This is a genomic window from Mariprofundus micogutta (genome assembly GCF_001895085.1).
Lineage (GTDB): Bacteria > Pseudomonadota > Zetaproteobacteria > Mariprofundales > Mariprofundaceae > Mariprofundus > Mariprofundus micogutta.
This window is the reverse complement of record NZ_BDFD01000018.1, coordinates 20,987-45,256: the sequence shown is the minus strand read 5'-3', so window position 1 is coordinate 45,256 and position 24,270 is coordinate 20,987. Positions and strand designations below refer to the sequence as shown.

The window sequence follows — 24,270 nt, the reverse complement described above, 5'->3', positions numbered from 1 at the left end:
ACTGGAGGTAAGATGACAACGCAGGCAGACAGCACGGATCTCGCAGAAAATCACTACGATGCTCAGCAGCCATTTCCCAATTCCCGCAAGGTATTTATTGAGGGGTCGCGACCTGATATTCAGGTGCCGATGCGTGAAATCACACTTTCTCCAACTCAGACCAGCGATGGTGTTGAGGAGAATGCTCCGATTCTTGTTTATGATACCTCTGGGCCTTATACCGATCCGAATGTGGAAATTGATCTTGAACAGGGTCTTCAGCCTATTCGTGAGGCATGGATTGCCGAACGCAATGATACCGAAGAGTTGGCAGGCCTGACGTCTGAATACGGGCGTGAACGTCGTGATAATGAAGGTCTGGATGATCTGCGTTTCGCGCATGTGCGTAAACCGCGTTGTGCGAAATCGGGTAAAAATGTTTCTCAGATGCATTATGCACGTCAGGGTATTGTGACGCCTGAGATGGAGTTTGTGGCGATACGTGAAAATCAGCGCCGTGAACATCTGCGTGAAATTACCAAACAACATCCGGGCCAAAGCTGGGGTGCAGCCATCCCTCAGGTGATCACTGCAGAATTTGTCCGTGAAGAGATTGCCCGTGGTCGTGCCATTATCCCGGCCAATATCAATCATCCGGAACTGGAGCCGATGATTATCGGTCGCAACTTCCTGGTGAAGATCAATGGCAACATCGGCAATTCAGCTGTTTCATCATCTATCGAAGAAGAGGTTGAGAAGATGACCTGGGCGACCCGCTGGGGCTCGGATACCATTATGGATCTCTCAACCGGTAAAAACATTCATGAAACCCGCGAATGGATTATCCGCAACTCCGCTGTTCCGATCGGCACAGTGCCGATTTATCAGGCTCTGGAAAAAGTGGATGGCATTGCAGAGAACCTGACCTGGGAAATTTTCCGTGATACATTGATTGAACAGGCAGAGCAGGGTGTGGATTATTTCACAATACATTCCGGTGTGCTGCTGCGTTATGTGCCACTGACTGCGAAAAGACTTGCCGGCATTGTATCCCGTGGCGGTTCGATCATGGCCAAGTGGTGCCTCTCGCATCATAAAGAGAATTTCCTCTACACCCATTTTGAAGATATCTGCGAAATCATGAAGAAGTATGATGTTTCATTCTCACTCGGTGACGGTTTGCGTCCGGGTGCGATTGCTGATGCCAATGATGAAGCACAGTTCGGTGAACTGAGAACGCTGGGTGAGCTGACAAAAATCGCCTGGAAGCATGATGTGCAGGTGATGATTGAGGGGCCTGGTCATGTGCCGATGCATATGATCAAAGAGAATATGGACGAGCAGCTCAAGCATTGCGATGAAGCGCCGTTTTACACCCTCGGCCCCCTGACGACTGATATTGCACCGGGTTATGATCATATTACTTCCGGAATTGGTGCTGCCCAGATCGGTTGGTATGGCTGTGCCATGCTCTGTTATGTGACGCCGAAAGAGCATCTGGGTTTGCCGAATCGTGATGATGTGAAAGCGGGTGTAATTACCTATAAAATCTCTGCACACGCAGCTGATCTGGCCAAGGGTCATCCGGGTGCACAGCAGCGTGATGATGCGCTCTCCAAAGCACGTTTCGAATTTCGTTGGGAGGATCAGTTCAACCTGTCACTCGATCCGGATACGGCTCGCTCGTTTCATGATGAAACCCTGCCGAAAGACAGTGCCAAGGTGGCACATTTCTGTTCCATGTGTGGGCCGAAATTCTGTTCGATGAAGATCACGCAGGATGTTCGAGATTATGCCAAAGAGCACGGCATGGAAACGCGTGAAGCCATCGAAGCTGGCATGAACGAGCAGTCGGAAGAGTTTGTTCGTACAGGTTCGGAGATTTATCACAAAGCTTGAGTCATGAACGGATGAGCAAAGCGACTGATAAAATCGGTCTGATTGAGATCGAATATATCAGGCGCGTAATCGGACTTACCTTTGTGGTAACCATTGTGTTCGATGTGATTTATCTGTTTCTGGGACGCGCGGATCTGTTTGCCCTGACGCTGCTCGAATCAGTCGTGTTTGCCGTGGCATTGTGGCTGATACATATCGGTAAAGTTCGCATAGCCATGCATATGGCTGCTTTCGTGCTGTCTACTGCAGTCATCATACAGTGTTATCTGGAACCATCGACCGGTTTCTGGATCTCAGTGATGATGGTAGGCATCGCACTGTTTCTTGGCAGAGAGGGGCTGGTATGGAGTATCTATACCTTCTCCGGCCTGTTGCTGATGTTATACCTCGATGCAGTACGGGAACTGCCTCTGTTCAGTCTTCAAAGTCGTATGAATCTTCTTATCAGTCTGGGGATTCTGTTTATTCTTAATATGCTCTTTTTCGCCAAGCTCAAGCAACAGCAGCAGGATACTGCACAGGTATCCGAACAACTGGCGGGTGAAAAAGCCGAGCGCAAGAAAATGGAAATGGCTCGCAATCTTGCCGGAGGCCTGGCGCATTTAATTAATAATGAGATGCAGGCGGTATCGTTGAATACCCATTTAATCCGACTTGAATCCGATGAAGAAACAGGCAGGAAGCTGGATCAGATAGATAATATTGCCAGCAAAGCCAGCCTGCATGCCAATCAGTTGCTCGCCTATTCGGGGTACAGTCAGAAATGTGAATTTGAAAGCCTTGATCTGCATGGGTTTCTGGATGACTGTATTGAGGAATATCGTGTGCATATGCCTCCATCTATCAGTTTGCAGCTAAGTGCATCGGACAAGCAGGTCTGCAGTGCCGGTGTAACCGGGATCAAATCAGGCAAGTGCTGTTCAGTCTGCTGGAGAATGCAGTCGAAGCCTGTGCTCAGGATGGTAAAATACAGGTCAGCTATACTGTGCAGAGTGAGCCATCATCTGTGAACGCGGTGATTCGAGTCAAGGACAATGGCTGTGGCATGGGTGCTGATATGCTGGAGCAAATATTCGATCCTTTTTATACCACGAAATTTACGGGGCGTGGGCTGGGTCTTGCTGCTGTTTCAGGCATTGTAAAAGTGCATGGCGGTGAAATCGATGTTGAAAGTATAGATGGCTCCGGTTCTGAATTCACCATTCGTTTGCCTTTGCTTGCAGACTAACTGCTCACTACATTCGGGCTTGAAGCATCCCGTTGCTATGTCGCTGATGGCATAGCCCTTTTTGTATCTGAGTTAAATGTTCTCCTCCATTATTTTCGGGTGTGTTTGTGCTTGCCTGAATATAGTTGCTGTTTATGATAACCTGATTGTTCGCGCGTGGTTTAATCCCTGTGCGATACGGTCTATAATCAAGTTATCAGGAGAGTGCTATGCCTTATTCAACAGTTCTGGCTCGTGACATCATGGACGACCATCCGGCTTACTGCCATCTGGACACACAGATTTCCGACATTGCCAAGCGCTTTGCTTCGGAAGATCTGACCGGCATGCTGGTGCTTGATGATGATAAACGTCTGCTTGGTATTATCACTGAAACGGATTTGATTGATCAACAGAAGAACTTGCATGTTCCGACTGCTGTGGCTCTGTTCGATATGGTGATTCCGATGGGTGAATCTCAATTTGAAGAAGAGCTTGCGCGTCTGCAGGCCATGACAGCCGAGGATCTGGCCCATACTGATGTGGTTACCATTCATGCGGATATTGATCTGGGTGAAGTTGCTACGATTATGGGTGATAAACATGTTCATCATCTGCCAGTGCTCGAGGGTGATTCGGTAGTCGGCATGATTTGCAAACATGATGTCATCAAAGCTCTGGTAAGCGCCTGATTCCACTGGTGCGTATTAGCCACAACGAATCTGAAACTGTATCTATTGCGGCTGAACTGGCTTCATCACTGAAGCCTGGCGATGTGGTTGCACTGTACGGAGAGCTGGGAGCAGGTAAAAGTGTGTTTTGCCGTGCAATCCTGCGTGCGCTCGGGGTGACTGATGAGGCTCTTCCAAGCCCAACCTTTGCGATTATTCAAGAGTATCAGGGCGAACATTGTCAGGTCGCACATATGGACTGGTATCGTCTGGATGCTGCTGATGAAATCGAAATGCTTGGGGTTCGGGATTTTTTTCAGCCTCCGTGGATTGCGCTGATTGAATGGCCGGAGCGCGCACCTGATATGCTGCAAAGTCACGTTATCAGGGTGTATATTTTACCCGATGCAAATGATCCGGAACTCAGAAGTATAGAGATTGAACGGAGCTGATATGCCGAGTGCGGCATACGAAGCAAGAATCCGGCAATGGAGGATGGCATATGCCTGATAAGCAATCAGAGGCTGCTGATTCGGTCACATACTCAGCCATGATGAAACCCGCATACGCTATTGCAGCGGCGGTGGTTGCACTGGGCCTATTGTTTGTTTCACTGTTGCCGCTGGCTGTGGAATATGCAGCAGAATCATGGTTGAAAGATCATGGTGTCCAACAGGCTGAAATTGAGAATATAGACATCAACCTCTTTACAGGCGAAGTGCTGTTGCAGGAATTGAAAGCAGGGGACGGGCTGAATATCAGTCATCTGGCAGTGAATATCGATTGGCTGCCATTGTTTAAAAAGATTGTATATGTCCGTTCATTTGAATTGCATTCGGCCAACTTTGATCTGCATCAGGATGACAAGCGGCAGTGGCAGTTGGCTGATATTCACTCTGAACCGGCGCAAGTCGATGCAAAAGAAGGCGAAATGGATGAGCAGGGTGATCCCTGGCTTACTGTTGTGGATGGTCTGGATATTCAGGCGCTGCGTGTAAATGTGAATGGAATCGATATGCAACTGAAGCTGCCGGTTGAATCATTGCATCTCAGTTTGTCGGGCCTGTTAAACAGGGAGCAGTCATTGAATGCCGAGGTGAAGCTCGGTGAAACTGACTTCACCAGTTTTGGATATAAGGTCAGCAATGAGAATCTGGAGTTGGCTGCAACATTATTCTTTTCCGTCAGTGCTGAAGATATTGCTTCTTCACTGAGAACTGAAAATACAGGGCTAAAGCTTTCAGGGCTGAAGTTTGCTCAGGATGATGGCAAAAAACTGGCGGCGATTGATGCGATTAAATTGGTCAATGTCCAGTCATCAGGTTTAAACAGGCATAAGGTAGAGGCATTAAATCTCGGTAATATTAGTATGCAGCCGCAACTTACCGGTGCAGGCGCTGTACAGCTTGCGAGCATTGATGTGCAAAACATAGATGCGAATCTGGACGGAAAGCTTGCTTTTGCATCGCTGCTATTGAAACAGTTGCAGGCAAGCGGCATGACAGGTGATGATGACAACATATCTTTGCGTCAGTTGAAGCTTCAGGGATTAACCACACAGCCGGGTGAAAACCTCAACCTGGACTCGCTTTCCATGCAGGGCTTTGATCTACATCAAAAGCAGGGTAAACAACTTCTTGCCGCTATCGAACAGCTTACTTTGAAGCAGTTTGCTATGAGCGGCACTGATAAGGGAGCTTTTGATTCCCTCAGTTTGAGCGGCATAAAGTTGCCTGCTTCAGGTAAAAAATCACTGGGATCAATCGGTGGCATTGTTGCCAGTGGCGCCACACTGGACACGGCAGGTCTGTATCATCTGAATAAGCTGCAGTTTAACGACCTGAACACGAGGCTGATCAAGAAGAAAAATGGAAAACTGAGTGTGCTGGATGAATTGAGCGGCAGGTCCAAGAAGAAGCCGAAAAAAACATCTTCTCAACATGAATCAACTGATAAGTCCGCTGATAAAAAGGAGAGCAGAAAAGAACCTGTGGTCATCATCGATGAGCTTTTGCTGGGTCGGGGTAGTAAAATCAGCTATCGTGATGAATCGGTGTTCCCTCCTCTGGATACGCGTATGACAGTGAAGAAGTTCCGTTTTGCCCCGCTGGATATGTCCGGCAAACGTGATGGAAGACTCGATATGTTGATGAGAATCGGAAGAAATGGCGAACTGAGTGCCAAAGGCAAATTGCGGCCGAATGGAAAACGACTGAAAACCGATCTGGTGATCGGTTTGAAGAATTTCGATATGCCGGGCTTAAGTGGTTTTGTTGAATCGGATTTCGGCAAATCCATCCAAACCGGTCAGTTTAATCTGGATACCAGTATCAGCATCAATAATAATAAAATCGATGCGAAAAACAGGTTGTTGATGCGTAAACTGACACTGGGCTCTTCCAAACAACTGGGAAAGGCCGAGCAGAAGATCGGTATGCCGGTCAATATGGCTCTGGATATGCTGCGTGATGATCGCGGTGATATTGAGATGAATGTACCCATTTCAGGCAACCTTGATGATCCGAATATCAATATTAATGAGATTATTAATAAAGCGCTGATGTCATCGCTTAGCAGTGGGGCCATGACCTACGCTTCGTTGGTTCTGCAGCCCTACGGCAGCATTATTTTGGCTGCAAGCCTTGCGGGTGATCTTATGAAAGAGGCAGGTAAGCCGAAGCTGACGCCTATCGCTTTTGAGCAGCTTGAGGCAACATTGAATCCGCAAATGCAGGATTATACATCGAAAATTGCCGGTCTTCTGAAAAAAAGTAAGGCATTCCGTCTGCAGTTATGTGGGGTAGCTTCACGTTATGAGGGTGTATCAGCAGATGGGCCTCAGGGTGAAGCCGGGCAAGCAGATGTGCCAGTGCCGGTAAAAACAGATGAAGAGTTATTACAGCTGGCTCAGGCCCGGTCTGACGCGGTTATGAGCGCGCTGCAGCTGCATGGTATTGAGAGCGAGCGTCTGTTTACCTGTCGAGGCAAGATTGATGAGGCCAGGAAAGTTGTAAAAGCCAGGGTGGAGTTGACGCTGGATTAATACTGGTTCCGTGGGGGAGATGGTGTGGGGAGTAAAGTCGTAAAGCTTGTTGTGACAGGGCCCGTGAATGCGGGAAAAACAACATTGATTCGAGGTCTCAGTGATGTACCAGTGGTCTGTACCAATGAGATGGCTACAGATGTTGTGAGCGAAGTAAAAGAGGGCACCACTGTGGCAATGGACCATGGTATCTGTTACCCGAGCGAAGATTTAGAGTTGCATCTGTACGGTACACCAGGTCAGCGGCGCTTTGATTTTATGTGGGAAATTCTGGCTGTTGGTGCCAATGGTGTGTTGTTTCTCGTTGATGGCTCAGATGAAACATCGCTGGAAGAGCTGAAATATATTTATAATCACTTTGGCGAGCGTACCACCTTGGGGAGACTGGTTGCAGTGACAAGGCAGGATGTCAGTGGGGCTGTTCAGTCGGAAGATCTGGCAGCGATGCTTGGAATCAGCTCTGATGATGTCTTCGGGCTGGATGCCAGAAGCTGTGATCATATCAAACCATTACTGTTATCCCGCTTTTCCGATACTGAATGAACGGGGTGACTCAGGTCTGTAAGACGATATCTGGATTCTAAAAAGCTGCGTCCTGCACTTTTTCAGAGTATCCCCCCCCGGCTGATAATGAACTCCTGAAGGTAGTTTTCCGGCTTTCAATAGATTTTGGCATGTGACTTGATAGTAGAATCAAACGGATGATTCAGCCGTCATTGAAGGGAGATGTGTATGAGGCTTCGCCAGAAGAGCCAGTTACTGATAATGATTAGCACTATAGTGATCACAGTACTGTTTTCAGCTGTCTCATTGATGACATACCGGGTCTATCATTTTGACGCTCTGCAGGAGCAGGGGCGTATGGCTGCAGAGATGATTCGGCTGGCCGTTACGCATGAGATGGATGAAGGAAACCCGGAACACAAAAATCCCTATGTGGAAAGCCTGATTGGCATAACCAGTTTAAAATCTGCACATATCATTCCATCGAAACAGGTTGTTGAGCAGATGGCGATTGACACCTCTGGCCGTGATCCGGTGAGTGATGTGGAACTGAAGGTGATTGAAACAGGCAGTGAATATGAGGAAATTCTCTATGGAGAAAATGATATTCGTTTTCACTATACGATCCCTTACGTGGCCAGTAGTGGCGGAAAAACCAACTGCTTGAATTGTCATGACGTCGCTGAAGGTACGATTCTCGGCGCGGTGAGTCTTGAGATTGATGTGACAGGGCAGTTTTATGCAGCAATCAGGAACACTGTAGGCATCGTATTTCTGTTCGTGTTGTTTGGTTTTGCCCTGGCTATTGCATTGCGGCGGTTGCTCAAGCCTGTGGATATCACTGCCGATGAACTCAAGCATACCGTATCTCTCGCGGAAAGCGGCAATTTCTCCAGCCGTATCACCAAATACAGCGATGACGAGATGGGTGAGATTGCTGATCGTACCAATCATTTCATGGATACGCTGGAAAACAGTATCGGTTCGATTGCCAATGATGTGGACACCCTGATGTCCCATCATCAGTTCACTGAAAGAGATAATCTGCTCAATACGACTGTATCTGTGGTGAATACCATGGCCATGGTTTCCCGCTTCAAACAGGTGATTGAAAACGACCGCACGCTTGAAGATGTATACGAGCGTTTTCAGGCCCTGTTGAGGCAACAGTTTAAATTAACGCGCTATTCGTTCTATGAACTTTCCGAAGACAATAATTCCCTGATTCCGGTGTTTAATAGTGGTTTGGCAGAAGGTGAGGAATTATGGTGCACCAAAGAGATTACTGAAAACTGTGATTATTGCAGGGCTTCACGCACAGCCCTGTTAACGTCATCACTGGATGAGATGAACATATGCCCCTCTTTTAATCCGGGTGCGCAGCAGGATAAATTATACCATGTCTGCATGCCGATGATTCTATCCGGAAAGGTTGGCGGTATCCTTCAATTGGTATTTAGCGAAGAAGAGAAGCAGACAGTCAGCGATGATCTTCCAGTGCTGCAGGCATTCATACATGAAGCAGCACCGGTGATCGAATCGAAGCGTTTGATGAAATCGCTGAAAGATTCTTCCTTGCGTGATCCGATGACCAACTTATACAACCGCCGTTTCCTGGATGAGTATCTCTCCTCATTAACAGGAACCATTAAACGCAGGAAATCCCAGATTGGTGTAGTGATGTGTGACATTGACCACTTTAAGATGGTCAATGACACCTATGGTCACGAAATTGGTGATGACGTACTCAAAGGGGCCTGTTCGATTATCACGAACACGATTCGTAATTCGGATATTGCAATTCGCTTTGGAGGTGAGGAATTCCTGATACTGCTTCTCGATTCTACGGAAGAGGGATCACTGATGGTGGCGGATCGCATCCGCATTCAGCTCGAAGCATTCAAATTCAAGACTTCTCAGGGTGATATTACCAAAACCATGTCATTGGGTGTTTCCATGTTTACTGCTGAAAATGAAGATTTCTGGGCAGTGGTGAAACAGGCCGATGTGGCACTGTATCAGGCGAAGAACAGTGGTCGTAATCAGGTGATTCGTTACATCGACGGGATGAAATCTGAAGATTAATTATCGGGGCGCAGTTTTCTCATATCTTGAGTTCAAAATCTCCATCCGAGTCATCGTCTGATCGGATTTCCTGCCCGGCTTCCAGAATACTTTCTGCAGAGCCATCTACCGTGGCCAGTTTCATCTTCAATCTCAGGTTATTTGCTGAATCAGCATTTCTGAGAGCCTCAATTTCAGAGATGATGCCACTTTCCCACAACTGGAATAGTGCCTGGTCGAAAGTGCGCATGCCATGTTGTCCGCCGGACTCCATCGCCTCTTTGATGTCGCCGACATCGCCTTTAAGAATAAGGTCGGAAATGCGAGGTGTATTGATCAGAATTTCAATAGCAGCTACCCGTTTGCCATCGATCGTTTTGACCAGTCGCTGAGACAGAATTGCACGCAGGTTCATGGCCAGGTTCATATAGACCTGTTGATGCTGCTCTTTGGGAAAGAAGTTGATAATGCGTTCCAGCGCCTGATTGGAATTGTTGGCATGTAATGTGGCCATAGCCAGATGGCCGGTCTCGGCAAATGCGATGGCGTGTTCCATAGTCTCCTGTTCGCGAATTTCACCGAGTAGAATGACATCGGGTGCCTGACGCAGTGTGTTTTTCAGGGCGGCATGAAATGAAACCGTATCGGAGCCGACTTCACGTTGAGTGACAAAGCTTTTTTTATGGGTATGCATGAACTCAACCGGATCTTCAATAGTGATAATGTGGCCTGCCTGATTGCTGTTTCGCCAGTCGACCATGCCGGCAAGCGATGTGGATTTACCCGAGCCGGTTGCACCTACCATCAGCACAAGCCCGCGTTTGGACATTGAGATATCTTTAAATACCTCCGGCAGTCCCAGGTCATCGAGACTGGGAATATCGGTGGTGATCTGACGAATCACCATACCAACCGTGCCGCGTTGACGATAGATATTTACCCGGAATCGCCCAAGCCCCGGATGAGCGGAAGAGAGGTTCATCTCCATGCTGGAAGCAAAATCACCTTTTTGTTTTTCACTCATCAACTCACTGGCCAAATGCTCTACAGTGGCCGGGTTCAGGTTGTCTTTGCCCAGTCTTTGAATGGTGCCCTGAATGCGGTAACCCGGAGGTGCACCAGCCATCAGATAAAGGTCTGATGCATCCTGATCCACCATGACCTGTAACAATTGTCGAATCGAAATGGTTTCGCCCATGTTTTTGCTCCGGGTTTGAAGTTGTTATCATGAGAATCAAGCAAATCACATACCATTAACAGCATGTGTCAGGAACTGCATGCAGGCAGATGCTGTTTATGTATGATTCCCAGCCATGGATGCATCAACTGAACAAGCATTACCGCTTCGCCCGATTCTGGTGGGATTGATGGGCTCCGGTAAAAGTAGTATTGGAAAACGTCTGGCTGCAAAGCTGGATCTGCCACTGATTGATCTCGATGAATACATCGTTGAGAAAGCAGATCGATCTATACCGGAAATCTTTGAGCAGGATGGTGAGTTGGCTTTTCGCAAGATGGAAACTGAGGCGCTGTGCGAAGTGATTAGCAAGCCGGCAGTCATTGCCACGGGTGGTGGTGCGGTCTTGTCTGAGACCAATCGCAGGATTCTGCAGGAGCATTCTCCGGTGATATGGTTGAAGGCAAGCCCCGAGTTTCTGGCCAGGCGTATTGAAGGTGACAGCAATCGGCCATTGATTGCTGAGGGTGATACATTGAAGAAACTTCAGGAACAGGTTGAAGTCCGTTATCCGCTCTATGAAGCCTGCGCAGATTTTGTACTGCCACGTGGAGATATGAAGAAAAAGCAGGTTTTACAGGCTATTCTTGAATTTCTGGGCGACTGGCAAGCAAGACGATAGCTGTAGATGGCTTTGCAGGGCGGGATGGCTACACTGCCCGGGAATCCGAGATTATGGAGGGGTTAAGTGTCCGAAGACAATTCCGGCAGTGGTAAGCAGGGGCAATCATCAGCACAGGTGGATGGCGAACAGGCAGAATATCTGGATTCGCTGATTGCTCAGTTTCAGAGTGAATCCGATGCGGATTGGCCGCAGGCAACAGCCAATGATGGTGTTGCAGAGAACGAACCCGAAATATCCGAGCCGGATCTTTCCCCCGCAGATGCTGCAACAGCGAATGAACAGGTCGGAGTACCCGAGCCCGGGCAGCAGAGCAACACGCTAAACTATCTGTTGGCCGGTATTGTCTCGATAGCCCTGATCGGCGTTATCTGGTCGGCTTCAGGTGGAGATGATGACAAACATGCTGTCAATGATGTCGCCCAATCAGAGACAAAGACGATGCCCGTACTGAAGGGGGCGTCTGCGCCCGTAGTTGCAAAAAACAGGCCGCTTCAGGCCGACAGGTCTGAGCAGGTCGAGTCATCTGCATCTGTGAGAAAGCAGGCACAAGCGGATGTTCTGGAAGCCAGGGAAACGGCTGGCAGCGCTCAGCATCCGGAAGACGCTCCGTCATCATCCCCTGTGGTCACTCCCCGGACCGGCAAAACTGCATGGGTAGTCAATTTAACATCGGTTTCCACACTGGCTATGGCCGGGCAAATTCAGAAAGAGCTTGGCAGCAGAGGGATTGAGACCAAACGGGTGCAGGTCACCGTTGCTGGCAAGCCATATTATCGCATATTTGTTCCCGGCTTCAGCAGCAAGCAGGAGGCCGGACTGGCACGCTTGCCATTTCTTAAAGAGAGTGAATTCAGTGGTGCATGGGTCACCAGATACCAGACAGCGATTCGATCACCGGAATAAGGTCACCACTCGATTGAATTGATGACCTTGTGGGCTTTGGCCGGTTGATTGGGTTATCGTATTAATACAGGCGTAAAACCCACATGGATTTTTCGCAAGGAAGCAACAGCGATTATAAAACCATCTTCACAGAGGGGTGGGCATTGATAGCACGATAGAGCTCATCGATCTGAGCTTTGCTGGTGGCAATGAATGTAACCGTTACAGCGAGATATTTGCCGCCGCTGCTTGGTCTTGATTTGATGGCCGCTTCACTGAGATCAGGCACATGCTTGCGAGAAATGACAGCAATCTCATTTTCAAAATTCGCCGTATTGGTACCCATCACTTTGATCGGGAAACGGCAGGGGAATTCCAGCAGGGTCTCTTCACTCATGGGGCGCTACTCTAGCTCTCATTTTTTGATTGTGTAGTGCACAGGAGCACCTTTGCGAAGGCCGTCAAAAATCATGATCAAACTGTAGGCTTCGGTAGTTTCCGAGAGCAGGGCCAATCCTTCGGCTTTGCCGCTGTCGGGTCTGGTGATTTCGCTCAGCAGTTTCATACGACCAGCGCCTCCCGGTATACAGTCCTTGCCATTCCAGTGAAGCAATTGAAAGGATACAGCTTCGTCACCAACCGGGCCTGCCAGAATCAGGAAGCCATCGGACACGGCGGCGATATCACGTATGCCGCGCCCCTCGAGAGCAACATAAAGAAGCTGGTAACTCAGTTCGGGCTTCTCAAATTTCAGCTGCATCACCGGCACATAACCATCACGCAGTACCGGCCCACGAAAACCGAGATAGAGTAGTCCGTTTTTTGTGGCAAGGCCTTCAATATCGATACCATTTTCTTTGCTAGGAATGTTTGTGAAACGCGATAACACCGGGTCACTATTGAATAGGGCTGACAAACTGACCTGTTCACGGCTGTTGATTTGATTTGAGTCATTCAGTGTGAGACGAAAGAGCTGATTGCGGCTGCTTTCATGTTTGATGTTGCTGAGGCGCAATCGGTTATCTGTATAGCTGTTGCTTTTTTTCAGACGTTTTCTGGCCAGAGAATGGGAGCCGATAACGTACAGGTATTGATCTTCAGCGGCGATGGCCTCGATATCGAGTTCTTTTCCATCCAGCTTGTTTCCCCGATAGATTAGTATGTCATTAACGGTACGGTATGCGTGGGGATTTTCCTGCTTGAGCAGCTGGATATAGTTTTTATTACTCTTGTTGCCTACAGCTTCATCGCTACCGATAACAAGCATGCCTCTGAATATAGCGATAGCACTGATGTCTTTATCAGCAAGGATGTTTCCGTGAAATGAAACCGCTTTTGTTGTGGCGGTCTCAGCATGTGGCATTGCAGGCCTCAGTAAGATGGTCGCGATGATGGCGATGCCGTATAGATAGCTGTTCACTGCTTACAGCATAAGCCAGACGATCGAACTGGCAAGAAAAAGGGCTGCCGAATCTGTCGGCAGCCCTCAATTGATCGCTGTTATTTTTTATCTGAGAATTTGCACTCTTTCTTTTTACCGTAACGAGCCTTTTTAGCAGCAGCATATTCTGCCTTACTCAAATTGCCGTCTTTATTGGTATCGGCAGCAGAGAAGAAATCGTCGATACGTTTGCTTCTGCGTAGTTCACTATCGGCATCGGTAATGAAACCGTCACCATCAGCATCCAGATATGCAAACTTGGATTTCATGCGTGAATCATGTGCTGCATTAAACTCTTTCATGGAAACCTTGCCATCTTTATTGGAATCCATATTGCCTACTGTACCTGCCTTGCCGCAGTCATGTTTTCCCAATGGGCAATCCTTATGATTGGCACAATCCTTTTGCCCGAGAGGGCAGGCCTGTTTGCTGTCGCATTGATGACCATCGCCATGATGGCCACCATGACCATGACCATGACCATGACCATGACCGGCGAGCGCAGCCGTTGGCAGTGACAGTAGTGCGAGCGCAGAAAGTGTTAGAAAAAACTGTTTCATTTATTCACCCCGGAGGAAATATTTGTGAAATTCAGATTGCGATAATGAATGATGAATCTGCAATTCGTCAACCTGAGACTAATCAGTATGTTGTTCGCGCATTGTAAAAAAGCGTAATTTTTCTTTCTCCAACATATAAAAGTAAGGGTTTTCTGCGGTGTACGGGACTGGCAGAGCGCCCTATACTCCCGCACCATGACCGAAATCGCCCTTATTTTGCTCTCATCCGTGCTGGTGAATAACTTCGTATTGACGAAGTTTCTCGGCATCTGCCCGTTTCTGGGCACCTCGAGCAAGGTGGAGACGGCTGTGGGCATGTCATTTGCCGTTATGTTCGTCATGACTGTGGCCTCAACCGTATCATGGCTGGTGCAACAGTATGTGTTGATTCCGTTGGAGCTGGAATATCTGCAGACGATTTTCTTTATTTTGATTATTGCCTCACTGGTGCAGTTTATTGAGATGATGATCCACAAAACCAGTCCTGTGCTGTATCAGGGGCTGGGTATTTTCCTGCCGCTGATCACTACCAACTGCGCAGTACTTGGTGTGGCTATTCTCAATGTGCAGCAGGAACAGACCTTTCTGACTTCGGCGTTGTACGGTTTTGGCGCAGCCGCAGGTTTTGCGCTGGTACTGATTCTGTTTGCAGGCCTGCGTGAGCGCATTGAGATTTCACCTGTGCCTGAACTGTTTAAGGGATCACCGCTGGCATTAATTACAGCCGGCATGATGAGCCTGGCATTCATGGGCTTCTCAGGCCTGGTAAAGTTCTGATTCCATGATTTCGTTGCTGTATGCTTTAGCCAGTCTTGGCGCCTTTGCACTTGTTGCCGGTATTGTGCTGGCGATTGCCCAGAAGGTGTTCCATATCGAGGGCGATCCGATGGTGGACAGACTCGATACTCTTTTACCTCAGACCCAGTGTGGTCAGTGCGGTTATCCGGGTTGCAAACCCTATGCGATTGCTGTGGCCTCTGGTGAGGCTGATGTGAACCACTGCGTGCCCGGTGGTGAGCGCACCATGTTACAGATTGCCGACCTGATGGGCGTGGAACCCAAGGATCTGGAAGAAGAGGCAGCAGCACCCATGCTGGCATTTGTGCGTGAAGATGAATGCATCGGTTGCACATTGTGTATCAAGGCATGCCCGGTGGATGCCATTATCGGCGCACCGAAACAGTATCACACTGTCATCGCTGATCACTGTACCGGTTGCACGCTATGCATTGAGCCATGCCCGGTGGATTGTATTGATATGTTGATGAAACCGGAGTTGATCGAACACTGGTCCTGGCCGTTGCCGGATACCAAACGTGCTCAACTCGGTCACGAGAGGCGGGAACAACATGCCGGCCATAGTTAGAAAACTCGCCCAGAGACTGGGTATGCTGCAGCACAGCTTTGTTGGTGGTGTGCATCCGAATATGCACAAGTTATCGGCAGATTGCGGCATAGAGGATTGCGATCTTTCCCCGGTGCATGTGCTGCCGATGAAACAGCATATCGGCGAAATATGCTCGCCACTGGTTGCAGTCGGTGATCAGGTACTGCGCGGCCAGAAGATTGCCAAGTCGGAAGGGTACCTGTCCGTACCGGTGCATGCGCCGACTTCGGGGCGTGTGGTGAAGATTGAAGAGCATGCGATTGCGCACCCGTCCGGCATGGGTTTGCCAAGTATCTTTATCGAATCCGATGGTGATGACACCATAGATGAGAGCCTTTCACCCATCAGCGACTGGGCGAATAGTGATCCGACACAGTTACGCGAGCGCGCCCGTATGTGTGGTCTGGCCGGTCTTGGCGGGGCTGTATTTCCAACGTTTATCAAGCTGGTACAGGACAAACGTTTTCCGATTGAAACCGTTGTACTCAACGGAATTGAGTGTGAACCCTTTCTGACCAATGATCATCGCCTGATGCTTGAACATGCTGAAGAAATTCTCGAAGGCATGGCTATTCTCATGCATATGGTAGGAGCAGCATCCGGTATCATCGCAATTGAGAATAATAAACAGGATGCAGCTGAGGCCATGCAGCTGGCTTTGGACGCACGTAGTGATATGGATGACGTTGCAGTGATGGTGCTGCCAACCCGTTATCCACAGGGTAGTGAAAAGCAGCTGATTTATACACTTACTGGCCGGGAAGTTCCGGCGGGTAAGCTGCCCATGCATATAGGCGTCCTGTGTCAGAATGTAGGTACCACCAAAGCCCTGTTTGATGCAGTGGTACACGGCAGAGCGTTGACCGAACGTATTGTCACTGTCAGTGGTGATGCCTTGCCGAATCCTGCGAATTTGCGTGTTCGGCTTGGCACATCGGTGCGTACCCTGTTTGCCCGTCAGGGGCTGGAAGACTTTTCCGGCACTCATATTGTGCATGGTGGCCCGATGATGGGTGAGCGACTGAAACATCCTGACTTCCCTGTTGTAAAATCATCAACAGGGCTGCTGGCGATGAGTTCACAGTTCATGGGCTCTGCACATACGGTTGAACAGCCTTGCATCCGTTGCGGTCATTGCAGTGAGGCCTGTCCGATCTCTCTGGTACCCAATCTTCTGGCTGACCAGTGCAGGAGCGATCAGTTTGACAAGGCTGCCAGCTATGACCTGTTTGATTGTATTGAGTGCGGTGCCTGTTCGTATGTCTGTCCGTCCAATATCCCGCTGGTTCACTATTTCCGTTATGGCAAAGGGCAGCTGGCCCTGCAGCGCCGTGAACAAGCCTTTGCCGATGCATCGCGCCAAAGATCGGAAGCGCGTGATGCCCGTATTGAACGTGAAAAAGCTGAGAAGGCGGCACGCCGGACACGTGTACGCCAGACTCATGCTCCGAAAACAGATCAAGCCAAGGCTGACACGGATAAACCTGCAGCAGTTGATTCTGGTGCTGCAGCTGTAAGCAAGGAGAGCAAAGACTGATGCCGTTGATTATGTTGAGCTCCCCGCACGCGCATGGTGGTGATTCGGTGCGCATGATTATGTTGACCGTTATTCTGGCTCTGCTGCCGGCAGCGGCAGTGAGCGTTTACCTGTTTGGCTGGTTGGCTCTGCTGCTGATCATGACCTGCATGCTGAGTGCACTGATCACAGAGGCTGTATGTCTGAAATGGATGGGGCGTCCTGTTTCCACTCTGCTGGATAATTCGGCAGCACTGACAGGTTTGTTCCTGGCGCTGACGCTGCCAGCGGCAACGCCGTGGTGGATGGCGGTATTAGGTTCCGTGTTTGCCATAGTTCTTGGCAAGCAACTCTATGGTGGCCTGGGTTATAATATTTTCAATCCGGCACTATCGGCACGCGTGATTCTGCTGATTTCATTTCCTCTGAATATGACCACATGGATCATGCCGATGACAGCCGGAGATCCGGCCATCAATCTGTACGACTTCTCAACATGCGCTACACTGTTTTTAGCGGGTCCCGGTGCATTGCAGCTGGGCTTTGATGCGATCTCCATGGCCTCACCACTGGGTTACGTGAAAACCGAAGCAACGCTTGGTGTGCCGGTATCTGAGGCGCTGAAGGCTTACGACTATAGTTATCTGGATGCATTCCTCGGCTTTGAAGCGGGCAGCATTGGTGAGACCAGTGCCCTTGCACTTTTAATCGGTGGTATCTTCCTGCTCGCCCGTCACTCGATTACCTGGCATATCCCGTTCACCTATATCGCTACGGTACTGCTGTTGTCGGGTTTGTTTAACACACTGAACCCGGATCAGTTTGCACCGCCGATGTTTCACCTGTTTGCCGGAGGCCTGATTCTCTGCGCGTTTTTTATGGCGACTGATCCGGTTTCATCACCGGTTACCCCCCTGGGGCAGGTGGTGTTTGCTGTGGGTTGCGGTGTAATTACCTGGGCCATTCGTACCTGGGGTGGTTATCCGGAAGGCGCAATGTTTGCAGTGCTTCTGATGAACTGCGCGGTACCGTTAATCGATCACTATTTCAGACCGCGTGTGTACGGGCATGATCACAGGAACGAGTCATGAAGTTTGATCGCGAACAGATTCAGATGGTGATGGCCCTGTTTGTTGTGGCGGCAGTCGCAGCAGTATTGCTGGGGCTGACCGATATGCTTACACGCGAACCAATTGCGCAGGCCGAGAAAGAGGCACTGCACAAAGCACTTACGCAGGTTTTGCCGGCGCATGCCAATGATGCGCAGTCGGACATGTTTAAAATCGGTAAAGACAAACAGGCTGTTTCCGTCTATCCGGGTAAAACCAAAACAGGTCGGATTAGTGGATTTGCCTGGGAAGTCATTGCCAGGGACGGTTATGCGGGTTCGATTCGCATCCTTGTCGGCGTCTCTCCTGATGGCAATATTCATGCGATTCGTGTGACCAGCCACAAGGAAACGCCGGGGCTGGGTGACGGGATTGTGAATAATGATAGCTGGCTGGCAGCTTTTGTTGATCAAACCATCGATAGTCGAAACTGGAAAGTGAAAAAGGACGGTGGTGATTTTGATCAGTTTACCGGAGCTACGATTACACCGCGTGCTGTGGTCAAGGCAGTCAGTCGTGCTTTACAGTTTTTTAACAGCAACCGGGAATTAATGCTTGCCACCGTAAACGGTGAAAAAAGTGGAGGTGCGAAATGAACAAGTCTGAAGTATTTTTTGATGGCTTCTGGCACAACAATGCCATCTTTGCACAACTACTTGGCATGTGTCCGCTGCTCGGCGTGACCACTTCTGCTGAAAACGGATTCTGGATGGGTGCAGCTACCATGTTGGTGCTGCTGGGCTCCAATCTCGTGGTGTCATTGATTCGCGGAGTGATTCCAAAGAATGTCCGTATTCCTGCTTATATCACCATTATTGCAGCATTTGTCACTATCGTCGGCATGGCTATGAATGCATGGATGCATGAAATGTATCTGGTGCTGGGGCTGTTTATTCCATTGATTGTAGTGAACTGCGCCATCCTTGGCCGTGCTGAAGCCTTTGCCAGTAAAAACAGTCTTTCCGATTCGCTGGTGGATGCGATTGCCGTCGGCGCAGGATTTACTTTTGCACTGGTGTTGCTCGGTGGTGTTCGCGAGCTGTTCGGTCAGGGCGAAATTTTTGGTCTGTCTGTATTCGGCAGCTCCTATCCGGACATGCTGATGTTTATCCTGCCGCCGGGTGCATTCATCGCGCTGGGATTTATTCTTGCAGGGGTGAACCTGATCAATCGCAAACTCAAGGCTAGAGCTGAGCAACAGGCACAGCTTGTACAGAATGAAGCTGTGGAGGCGCAATCGTGAGTACTTTGGAGTTCTGGTCGATTGTCGTTGTTGTAGGCGCTTTTCTCTGGTGGATTTCTTATGTTGCCACTGCTCGCATGCGGCACGGAAAAAATCAGGAACGTGAAGAGCAGGCAAAAAGGAATCTTGAATGGCTGGCTCAACAGCAGTCTTCTGACCAGCAGTCAGAGATTCAGAAAGCTGACAGTCAGAAAGAAGTTGAGGCTGCGAAGAAGGAGGAAAGCTGATGCCATATTTGCATGTGCATACCAATGTGGTGGTAGGAAACCACACTGACTTTCTAACACTCTGCTCTCAAGCAACAGCTGCTGCACTATCCAAGCCTGAGTCGTATGTCATGGTTGAACTGAGCGATCAGCAATCCATGTTGTTTGCAGGTTCTGATATGCCACTGGCATTTGTAGAACTGAAAAGCCTTGGTCTGACTACGGGGCAGACTGCAGCATTATCCAAACAGATTTCTGAACTGCTCTGCGAACAATTACACATTGATCCGGCGCGTATCTATATCGAGTTTGCTGCACCGGAACGTGCCATGTTCGGCTGGAAAGGCGGTACATTCTGATGGCAATTCGAGACATTCTTATTCATCCCGATGATAAGCTGCGCGAGATAGCAAAAGAGGTGGAATTTCCACTCTCTGATGACGTTAAACAGCTGATTCAGGATCTGGCTGACACCATGTATGACGCGCCGGGTGTGGGGCTGGCTTCTACGCAGATTGGTGTACCATTTCGCGTAGCAGTTACCGATATTCTCTGGCGTTCTGAAGAGGTGCGCCATGATTCGGATGAGGCGGGTGGCAAGCGCGATTTAAAAGTGTGGATAAATCCTGAGTTTGTCTGGAAATCAGATGAGATGGCAAGCTGGGAAGAGGGATGTCTGTCGGTGCCGGAACAATATGCCAATGTGTCACGCCCTGCGGCTGTCCGTCTGCGCTGGTTTGACGAAGAAGGGACGCAGCACGAAGCCGATTTTGAAGGTTTCCAAGCCGTGGCTTTACAGCATGAATTCGATCATCTGGATGGCAAATTGTTTATCGATTATCTCTCGCCGCTCAAACGAAGAATGATCACCAACAAAATGAAGAAACTGTTTAAGCAAGGCAATTAAACCAATGGGTATTGGTTTAATTGCTGCGATAGTGAAAAGGAATCAGCGATGCGCATAGTGTTTGCCGGTACGCCCGGGTTTTCCGTTCCCTGTCTGAATGCCCTGATAGAGGCAGAAGGCATGGATGTAGTTGGTGTCGTCTCACAGCCTGATCGTAAATCCGGTCGTGGCATGAAACTTAGCCCAACACCGGTCAAACAGGCTGCTATTGATGCAGGTGTCGATGTTATTACTCCGGAAAAAATACGTGATAATGATGAGGCTTTGGCATGGCTTGAGAGTAAACAGGCTGACATGCTTGTGGTTGTGGCTTTCGGTATGATTTTGCCTAAATCGTGGCTTGATGCGGTCACTGTAGCGCCAGTCAATGTACATGCCTCACTGCTTCCACGCTGGCGCGGTGCGGCTCCCATTGAGCGCTCCCTGCTGGCCGGAGATAATGAGACCGGCGTATGCATTATGCAGATGGAGGAGGGGCTGGATACCGGTGCTGTTTATGCCTGCCGTACATTGCCCATTACAGCTATGACAACAGGTTCTGAATTGTGGTTTAAACTGGCCCCGATGGGTGCGGCATTACTTGTTGAGACATTGCCGAAAATTGCTGCAGGCCTTCAACCGGAACCACAGCAGCAAGCCGGTGTGACTTACGCGAAGAAGATCACCAACGAAGAGCGCATCATTGACTGGTCCATGTCAGCGGCTGAAGTAGACCGTTTAGTGCGCTGTTTTTCGCCCCGTCCCGGTGTGCGTACCATGTGCAATGGCAAATGGCTAAAGCTGATTGCCGGTGAGCTTTTGCCAGTCACGACGGACCTGAATCAGGGCAGTGTGGTCGCAGTTGATGCAGCACTTGATATCAGTTGCTCCGAGGCCTCTGTATACCGCATTACTGAACTGCAACCTGAGGGTAAAAAGGCAATGAGTGCTGCAGACTTCTTAAGAGGTGCCCAACTCAGGGTTGGTGAGCCGCTCAGCTGATTCAACTCGTCCGTTCACTGTTTGCGGCGCGCTAAAACTCTCAGGAATAATTTTTCCGCTTCTACAAGGAACAGTACCGAGCTTGCTACCGTTACAACCCTGATCCAGGCATCGATACTCATATTGGCAGTGCCAAACATCAGCTGCATGGGTGGGGTGTAGGTGAAGATGATCTGGAAGGTGATCAGCAGAGCAATGGCATATAGCGCATAACGGTTGCCGCTTATTCCCTCATGCGTAAGTGAAGGAGCCAGCAGATAGCGGGAACTGAACAGATAAAAAATTTCGAACATTACCAGTGTGTTGACAGCCACACTACGTGAGACTTGTAGCGATGAACCCTGAGCCTGTTCCCACAAAAACAGGCCGAAAGTACCCGCTACAATGATCAGTGAAACAAACAATATCCGCCAGAGAAGAAAACCTGAGAGTATCGGCTCCCCTGAGTCACGCGGGGGGCGCTGCATGACATTCTGTTCCGGTGGCTCAAAGGCCAGGGTCAGGGCCAGTGTGACTGCGGTAATCATGTTCACCCAGAGAATCTGTGCAGGTGTGATTGGCAGTGCACTGCCCATGATGATAGCAGCGATGATGATGAAGGCTTCACCGCCATTGGTGGGCAGAATAAACATAATCGATTTTTTCAGATTGTCGTAAACCGTACGACCCTCTTCGACAGCACGAGCGATAGACGCGAAATTATCATCTGCCAGTACCATTTCAGAAGCTTCTTTGGCCACTTCGGTACCATTGATGCCCATAGCTACCCCGACATCGGCGCGTTTCAGCGCCGGTGCATCATTCACACCATCACCGGTCATCGACACCACTTCGCCACTGGCTTGCAGAGCGGTAACCAGTTGCAGTTTCTGTTCAGGAGAAACGCGTGCGAACACATCGGATTGCTGAGCGATCTGTTGCAGTTCTTCTTTACTGCATTTGCTCATTTCAACGCCATTGACGACTGAAACACCATCGCCAATTCCCATCTGTGCAGCGATGGCAAGAGCTGTGATGCTATGGTCGCCAGTAATCATTTTGACGCGAATACCGGCGTTCTGGCAGGCATTAACAGCAGTAATTGCTTCTTCGCGAGGAGGATCGATGATGCCGACCATGCCAAGCAGCGTCAGTTCACCCTGCACATCTTTAAAACTGAGTGCCTGCTTATCTCCCGCTACAGTCCTGAAGGCGATGGCTAGCAGGCGTTGTCCACGTGCAGCGATATCGTTGATGCATGATTCCCAATGCTGCTGATTCAGCGGCATGTCTTCACCACCTTTACGCTCCAGGCTGCACATTTCCAGAACGCGTTCAGGAGCACCTTTAATATAAACGAATCCATGCCCATTATGATCGTGATGTAAGGAAGCCATGAATCGGTGTTCGGATTCAAATGGGATAGCATCAATGCGCGGGAACTGTGTCTGATAATGAGCTTGTTGCAGGCCGGCTTTCAAGGCGAGTGTCACCAGAGCTCCTTCTGTAGGATCTCCCTGCATCTGCCAGTCGCCTTCAGCTTCACTGATTCTGGCGTCATTACATAACAGTGCGGCCTGCGCCATTTCATGTAGCTGCGGGTGATGTTCAAGACTGATTTCCAGGCCATCCTGCATGAATGTGCCATGTGGGTCATAGCCGCTTCCAGTAACTTCCACGATGCCTGTGGCTGTGGTAACTGTGCTTACAGTCATTTCATTGCGGGTTAGCGTACCTGTTTTATCCGAGCAGATCACCGTGACAGAGCCCAGTGTTTCTACTGCTGGAAGACGGCGAATAATCGAATTCTTCCTGGCCATGCGTTGCACACCTATAGCCAGTGTAATGGTCATGATGGCAGGTAAGCCCTCCGGGATACCTGCTACAGCCAGTCCAACGGCTGCCAGAAACATGTCACTGGCAGAATAATTCTGAAACAGGATGCCGAAAGCAAAAGTGATGGCGGCGAGTCCAGCGATACCGATGGTGAGCCTTTGGCCAAAGAGTGTCATCTGCTTGAGCAGTGGCGTGGTCAGGCTCTGAACGTGACGAAGCATGCCACTGATGCGTCCAATTTCGGTGTTGTCCCCTGTGGCAATGACCAGTCCCTGTCCTTGTCCGTAGGTAACCAGCGTACCTGAATATGCGAGATTATTTCGATCTCCAATGGCTGCATCTTCAGTAACAGTCTGCGTGGATTTCTCTGCCGGCAGCGATTCGCCGGTGAGCATTGCCTCTTCGATACGCAATTCCCGTGTTTTGAACAGACGCAAGTCAGCCGGAACCCTGTCACCTGATTGCAGGGATATGATATCACCGGGTACCAGCTCTTCTGCTGCAAGACTTACGAAATGGCCATCACGCTTCACCATGGCCTGTTGCGACAGCATATTCCGGATAGCATCCAGAGCTTTTTCCGCTTTGCCTTCCTGAAGATAACCAATGATGGCATTGACAATGACTACTGCGAATATCACGCCACTATCTACCCAATGTCCGAGCAAAGATGTAACGATGCCTGCACCGATCAATACATAAATTAATACATTGTGAAATTGCATCAGAAAACGCATCAATGGGCTTTGCTTATCCTGAGGTTTCAGGCGATTGGGGCCATACTCCTGTAGTCGCTTTTCGATCTCATCGGACAGCAGGCCATCAGGAGTTGAACCTGACTTTGCAAAGGCATCCTCGACTTCACAGGCATGCCAGTTGGGAGCCTGGTTGGTCTGGCCATCTACCATATCCGTCTCTCCTTCACTGTGACTTTCACGCCAGTCCGTACAGATGTGGAAGTCAGCCGTTTATAAAATTTTCTCACTATCCGCTG

The 24,270-nt window shown here is 49.4% G+C and carries 25 protein-coding genes; 20 read left to right on the top strand and 5 right to left on the bottom strand.

What is annotated here, in order from left to right; all coding sequences use genetic code 11:
• The first annotated feature begins 12 nt into the window (after positions 1–12).
• The 8 genes from thiC (at position 13) to MMIC_RS09730 (ending at position 9,388) form a co-directional block, all read left to right on the top strand.
• Positions 13–1,878, top strand: a complete 1,866-nt coding sequence (gene thiC / locus MMIC_RS09765; protein WP_072660285.1) for a phosphomethylpyrimidine synthase ThiC — start codon at positions 13–15, stop codon at positions 1,876–1,878.
• Between the two features lie 11 nt (positions 1,879–1,889).
• Positions 1,890–2,888, top strand: coding sequence for a sensor histidine kinase (locus tag MMIC_RS12740; protein WP_072660284.1), 999 nt, complete (start codon positions 1,890–1,892; stop codon positions 2,886–2,888).
• Positions 2,792–3,106: an ATP-binding protein gene (locus MMIC_RS09755; protein ID WP_072660283.1), complete on the top strand. Its 315-nt coding sequence runs from the start codon at positions 2,792–2,794 to the stop codon at positions 3,104–3,106. The genes MMIC_RS12740 and MMIC_RS09755 overlap by 97 nt, the downstream gene beginning before the upstream one ends.
• A gap of 209 nt (positions 3,107–3,315) precedes the next feature.
• On the top strand, positions 3,316–3,777 hold the full coding sequence (locus tag MMIC_RS09750) for a CBS domain-containing protein (protein ID WP_072660282.1): 462 nt from the start codon (positions 3,316–3,318) through the stop codon (positions 3,775–3,777).
• Positions 3,778–3,785: 8 nt separating this feature from the next.
• Positions 3,786–4,208 (top strand): tRNA (adenosine(37)-N6)-threonylcarbamoyltransferase complex ATPase subunit type 1 TsaE, encoded by a 423-nt coding sequence (gene tsaE, locus MMIC_RS09745; protein ID WP_072660281.1) that lies wholly within the window; start codon positions 3,786–3,788, stop codon positions 4,206–4,208.
• 50 nt (positions 4,209–4,258) lie between these two features.
• The gene (locus MMIC_RS09740; RefSeq protein ID WP_072660280.1) at positions 4,259–6,799 is read left to right on the top strand and encodes a DUF748 domain-containing protein; all 2,541 of its coding nucleotides are present in this window, start codon (positions 4,259–4,261) and stop codon (positions 6,797–6,799) included.
• A gap of 24 nt (positions 6,800–6,823) precedes the next feature.
• Positions 6,824–7,342: a GTP-binding protein gene (locus MMIC_RS09735; RefSeq protein WP_072660279.1), complete on the top strand. Its 519-nt coding sequence runs from the start codon at positions 6,824–6,826 to the stop codon at positions 7,340–7,342.
• A gap of 222 nt (positions 7,343–7,564) precedes the next feature.
• A complete protein-coding gene (locus MMIC_RS09730) occupies positions 7,565–9,388 on the top strand; it encodes a diguanylate cyclase (RefSeq protein WP_171966499.1) in 1,824 nt (607 codons plus the stop codon).
• Between the two features lie 19 nt (positions 9,389–9,407).
• On the opposite strand, the gene MMIC_RS09725 is transcribed toward MMIC_RS09730, so the two are convergent.
• Positions 9,408–10,565: a PilT/PilU family type 4a pilus ATPase gene (locus MMIC_RS09725; RefSeq protein ID WP_072660277.1), complete on the bottom strand. Its 1,158-nt coding sequence runs from the start codon at positions 10,563–10,565 to the stop codon at positions 9,408–9,410.
• 115 nt (positions 10,566–10,680) lie between these two features.
• On the opposite strand from MMIC_RS09725, the gene MMIC_RS09720 reads away from it, so the two are divergent.
• Together MMIC_RS09720 and MMIC_RS09715 are read left to right on the top strand one after the other, a co-directional pair.
• Positions 10,681–11,226, top strand: a complete 546-nt coding sequence (locus MMIC_RS09720) for a shikimate kinase (RefSeq protein ID WP_227819465.1) — start codon at positions 10,681–10,683, stop codon at positions 11,224–11,226.
• A gap of 66 nt (positions 11,227–11,292) precedes the next feature.
• On the top strand, positions 11,293–12,132 hold the full coding sequence (locus MMIC_RS09715; RefSeq protein ID WP_072660276.1) for an SPOR domain-containing protein: 840 nt from the start codon (positions 11,293–11,295) through the stop codon (positions 12,130–12,132).
• A gap of 112 nt (positions 12,133–12,244) precedes the next feature.
• On the opposite strand, the gene MMIC_RS09710 is transcribed toward MMIC_RS09715, so the two are convergent.
• The 3 genes from MMIC_RS09710 to MMIC_RS12485 form a co-directional block, all read right to left on the bottom strand.
• Entirely contained in the window at positions 12,245–12,508 is a 264-nt protein-coding gene (locus MMIC_RS09710; protein ID WP_072660275.1) for an HP0495 family protein, read from the bottom strand.
• Between the two features lie 18 nt (positions 12,509–12,526).
• A complete protein-coding gene (locus tag MMIC_RS09705; protein WP_227819464.1) occupies positions 12,527–13,531 on the bottom strand; it encodes a DUF3616 domain-containing protein in 1,005 nt (334 codons plus the stop codon).
• 80 nt (positions 13,532–13,611) lie between these two features.
• A complete protein-coding gene (locus MMIC_RS12485) occupies positions 13,612–14,112 on the bottom strand; it encodes an EF-hand domain-containing protein (RefSeq protein WP_083530554.1) in 501 nt (166 codons plus the stop codon).
• Between the two features lie 195 nt (positions 14,113–14,307).
• Between MMIC_RS12485 and rsxA the strand changes: the two genes are divergently transcribed.
• Genes rsxA through fmt form a run of 10 tightly spaced genes read left to right on the top strand, consistent with a single transcriptional unit; the run spans position 14,308 to position 21,461 of the window.
• Positions 14,308–14,889 carry an electron transport complex subunit RsxA gene (gene rsxA, locus MMIC_RS09690; RefSeq protein ID WP_072660271.1) on the top strand — a complete coding sequence of 194 codons (582 nt, stop codon included), beginning with the start codon at positions 14,308–14,310 and terminating at the stop codon, positions 14,887–14,889.
• 4 nt (positions 14,890–14,893) lie between these two features.
• Complete coding sequence (gene rsxB / locus MMIC_RS09685) at positions 14,894–15,478, top strand: electron transport complex subunit RsxB (RefSeq protein WP_072660270.1); 585 nt, start codon at positions 14,894–14,896, stop codon at positions 15,476–15,478.
• Positions 15,462–17,036: an electron transport complex subunit RsxC gene (gene rsxC / locus MMIC_RS09680; protein WP_072660269.1), complete on the top strand. Its 1,575-nt coding sequence runs from the start codon at positions 15,462–15,464 to the stop codon at positions 17,034–17,036. The genes rsxB and rsxC overlap by 17 nt, the downstream gene beginning before the upstream one ends.
• Positions 17,036–18,106 carry an RnfABCDGE type electron transport complex subunit D gene (locus MMIC_RS09675; protein WP_072660268.1) on the top strand — a complete coding sequence of 357 codons (1,071 nt, stop codon included), beginning with the start codon at positions 17,036–17,038 and terminating at the stop codon, positions 18,104–18,106. Before rsxC ends, MMIC_RS09675 begins: the two co-directional genes overlap by 1 nt.
• A complete protein-coding gene (locus MMIC_RS09670) occupies positions 18,103–18,720 on the top strand; it encodes an RnfABCDGE type electron transport complex subunit G (RefSeq protein WP_072660267.1) in 618 nt (205 codons plus the stop codon). Before MMIC_RS09675 ends, MMIC_RS09670 begins: the two co-directional genes overlap by 4 nt.
• Positions 18,717–19,367 carry an electron transport complex subunit RsxE gene (gene rsxE / locus MMIC_RS09665; RefSeq protein ID WP_072660266.1) on the top strand — a complete coding sequence of 217 codons (651 nt, stop codon included), beginning with the start codon at positions 18,717–18,719 and terminating at the stop codon, positions 19,365–19,367. Before MMIC_RS09670 ends, rsxE begins: the two co-directional genes overlap by 4 nt.
• Positions 19,364–19,594 (top strand): hypothetical protein, encoded by a 231-nt coding sequence (locus MMIC_RS09660; protein ID WP_072660265.1) that lies wholly within the window; start codon positions 19,364–19,366, stop codon positions 19,592–19,594. Before rsxE ends, MMIC_RS09660 begins: the two co-directional genes overlap by 4 nt.
• On the top strand, positions 19,594–19,932 hold the full coding sequence (locus tag MMIC_RS09655) for a phenylpyruvate tautomerase MIF-related protein (protein ID WP_072660264.1): 339 nt from the start codon (positions 19,594–19,596) through the stop codon (positions 19,930–19,932). The genes MMIC_RS09660 and MMIC_RS09655 overlap by 1 nt, the downstream gene beginning before the upstream one ends.
• A complete protein-coding gene (gene def, locus MMIC_RS09650; RefSeq protein ID WP_072660263.1) occupies positions 19,932–20,480 on the top strand; it encodes a peptide deformylase in 549 nt (182 codons plus the stop codon). The genes MMIC_RS09655 and def overlap by 1 nt, the downstream gene beginning before the upstream one ends.
• A 48-nt stretch (positions 20,481–20,528) precedes the next feature.
• The gene (gene fmt / locus MMIC_RS09645) at positions 20,529–21,461 is read left to right on the top strand and encodes a methionyl-tRNA formyltransferase (protein WP_072660262.1); all 933 of its coding nucleotides are present in this window, start codon (positions 20,529–20,531) and stop codon (positions 21,459–21,461) included.
• A gap of 14 nt (positions 21,462–21,475) precedes the next feature.
• Here fmt and MMIC_RS09640 read toward each other — a convergent pair whose 3' ends face one another.
• Entirely contained in the window at positions 21,476–24,184 is a 2,709-nt protein-coding gene (locus MMIC_RS09640) for a cation-transporting P-type ATPase (protein WP_072660261.1), read from the bottom strand.
• Positions 24,185–24,270 lie beyond the last annotated feature (86 nt).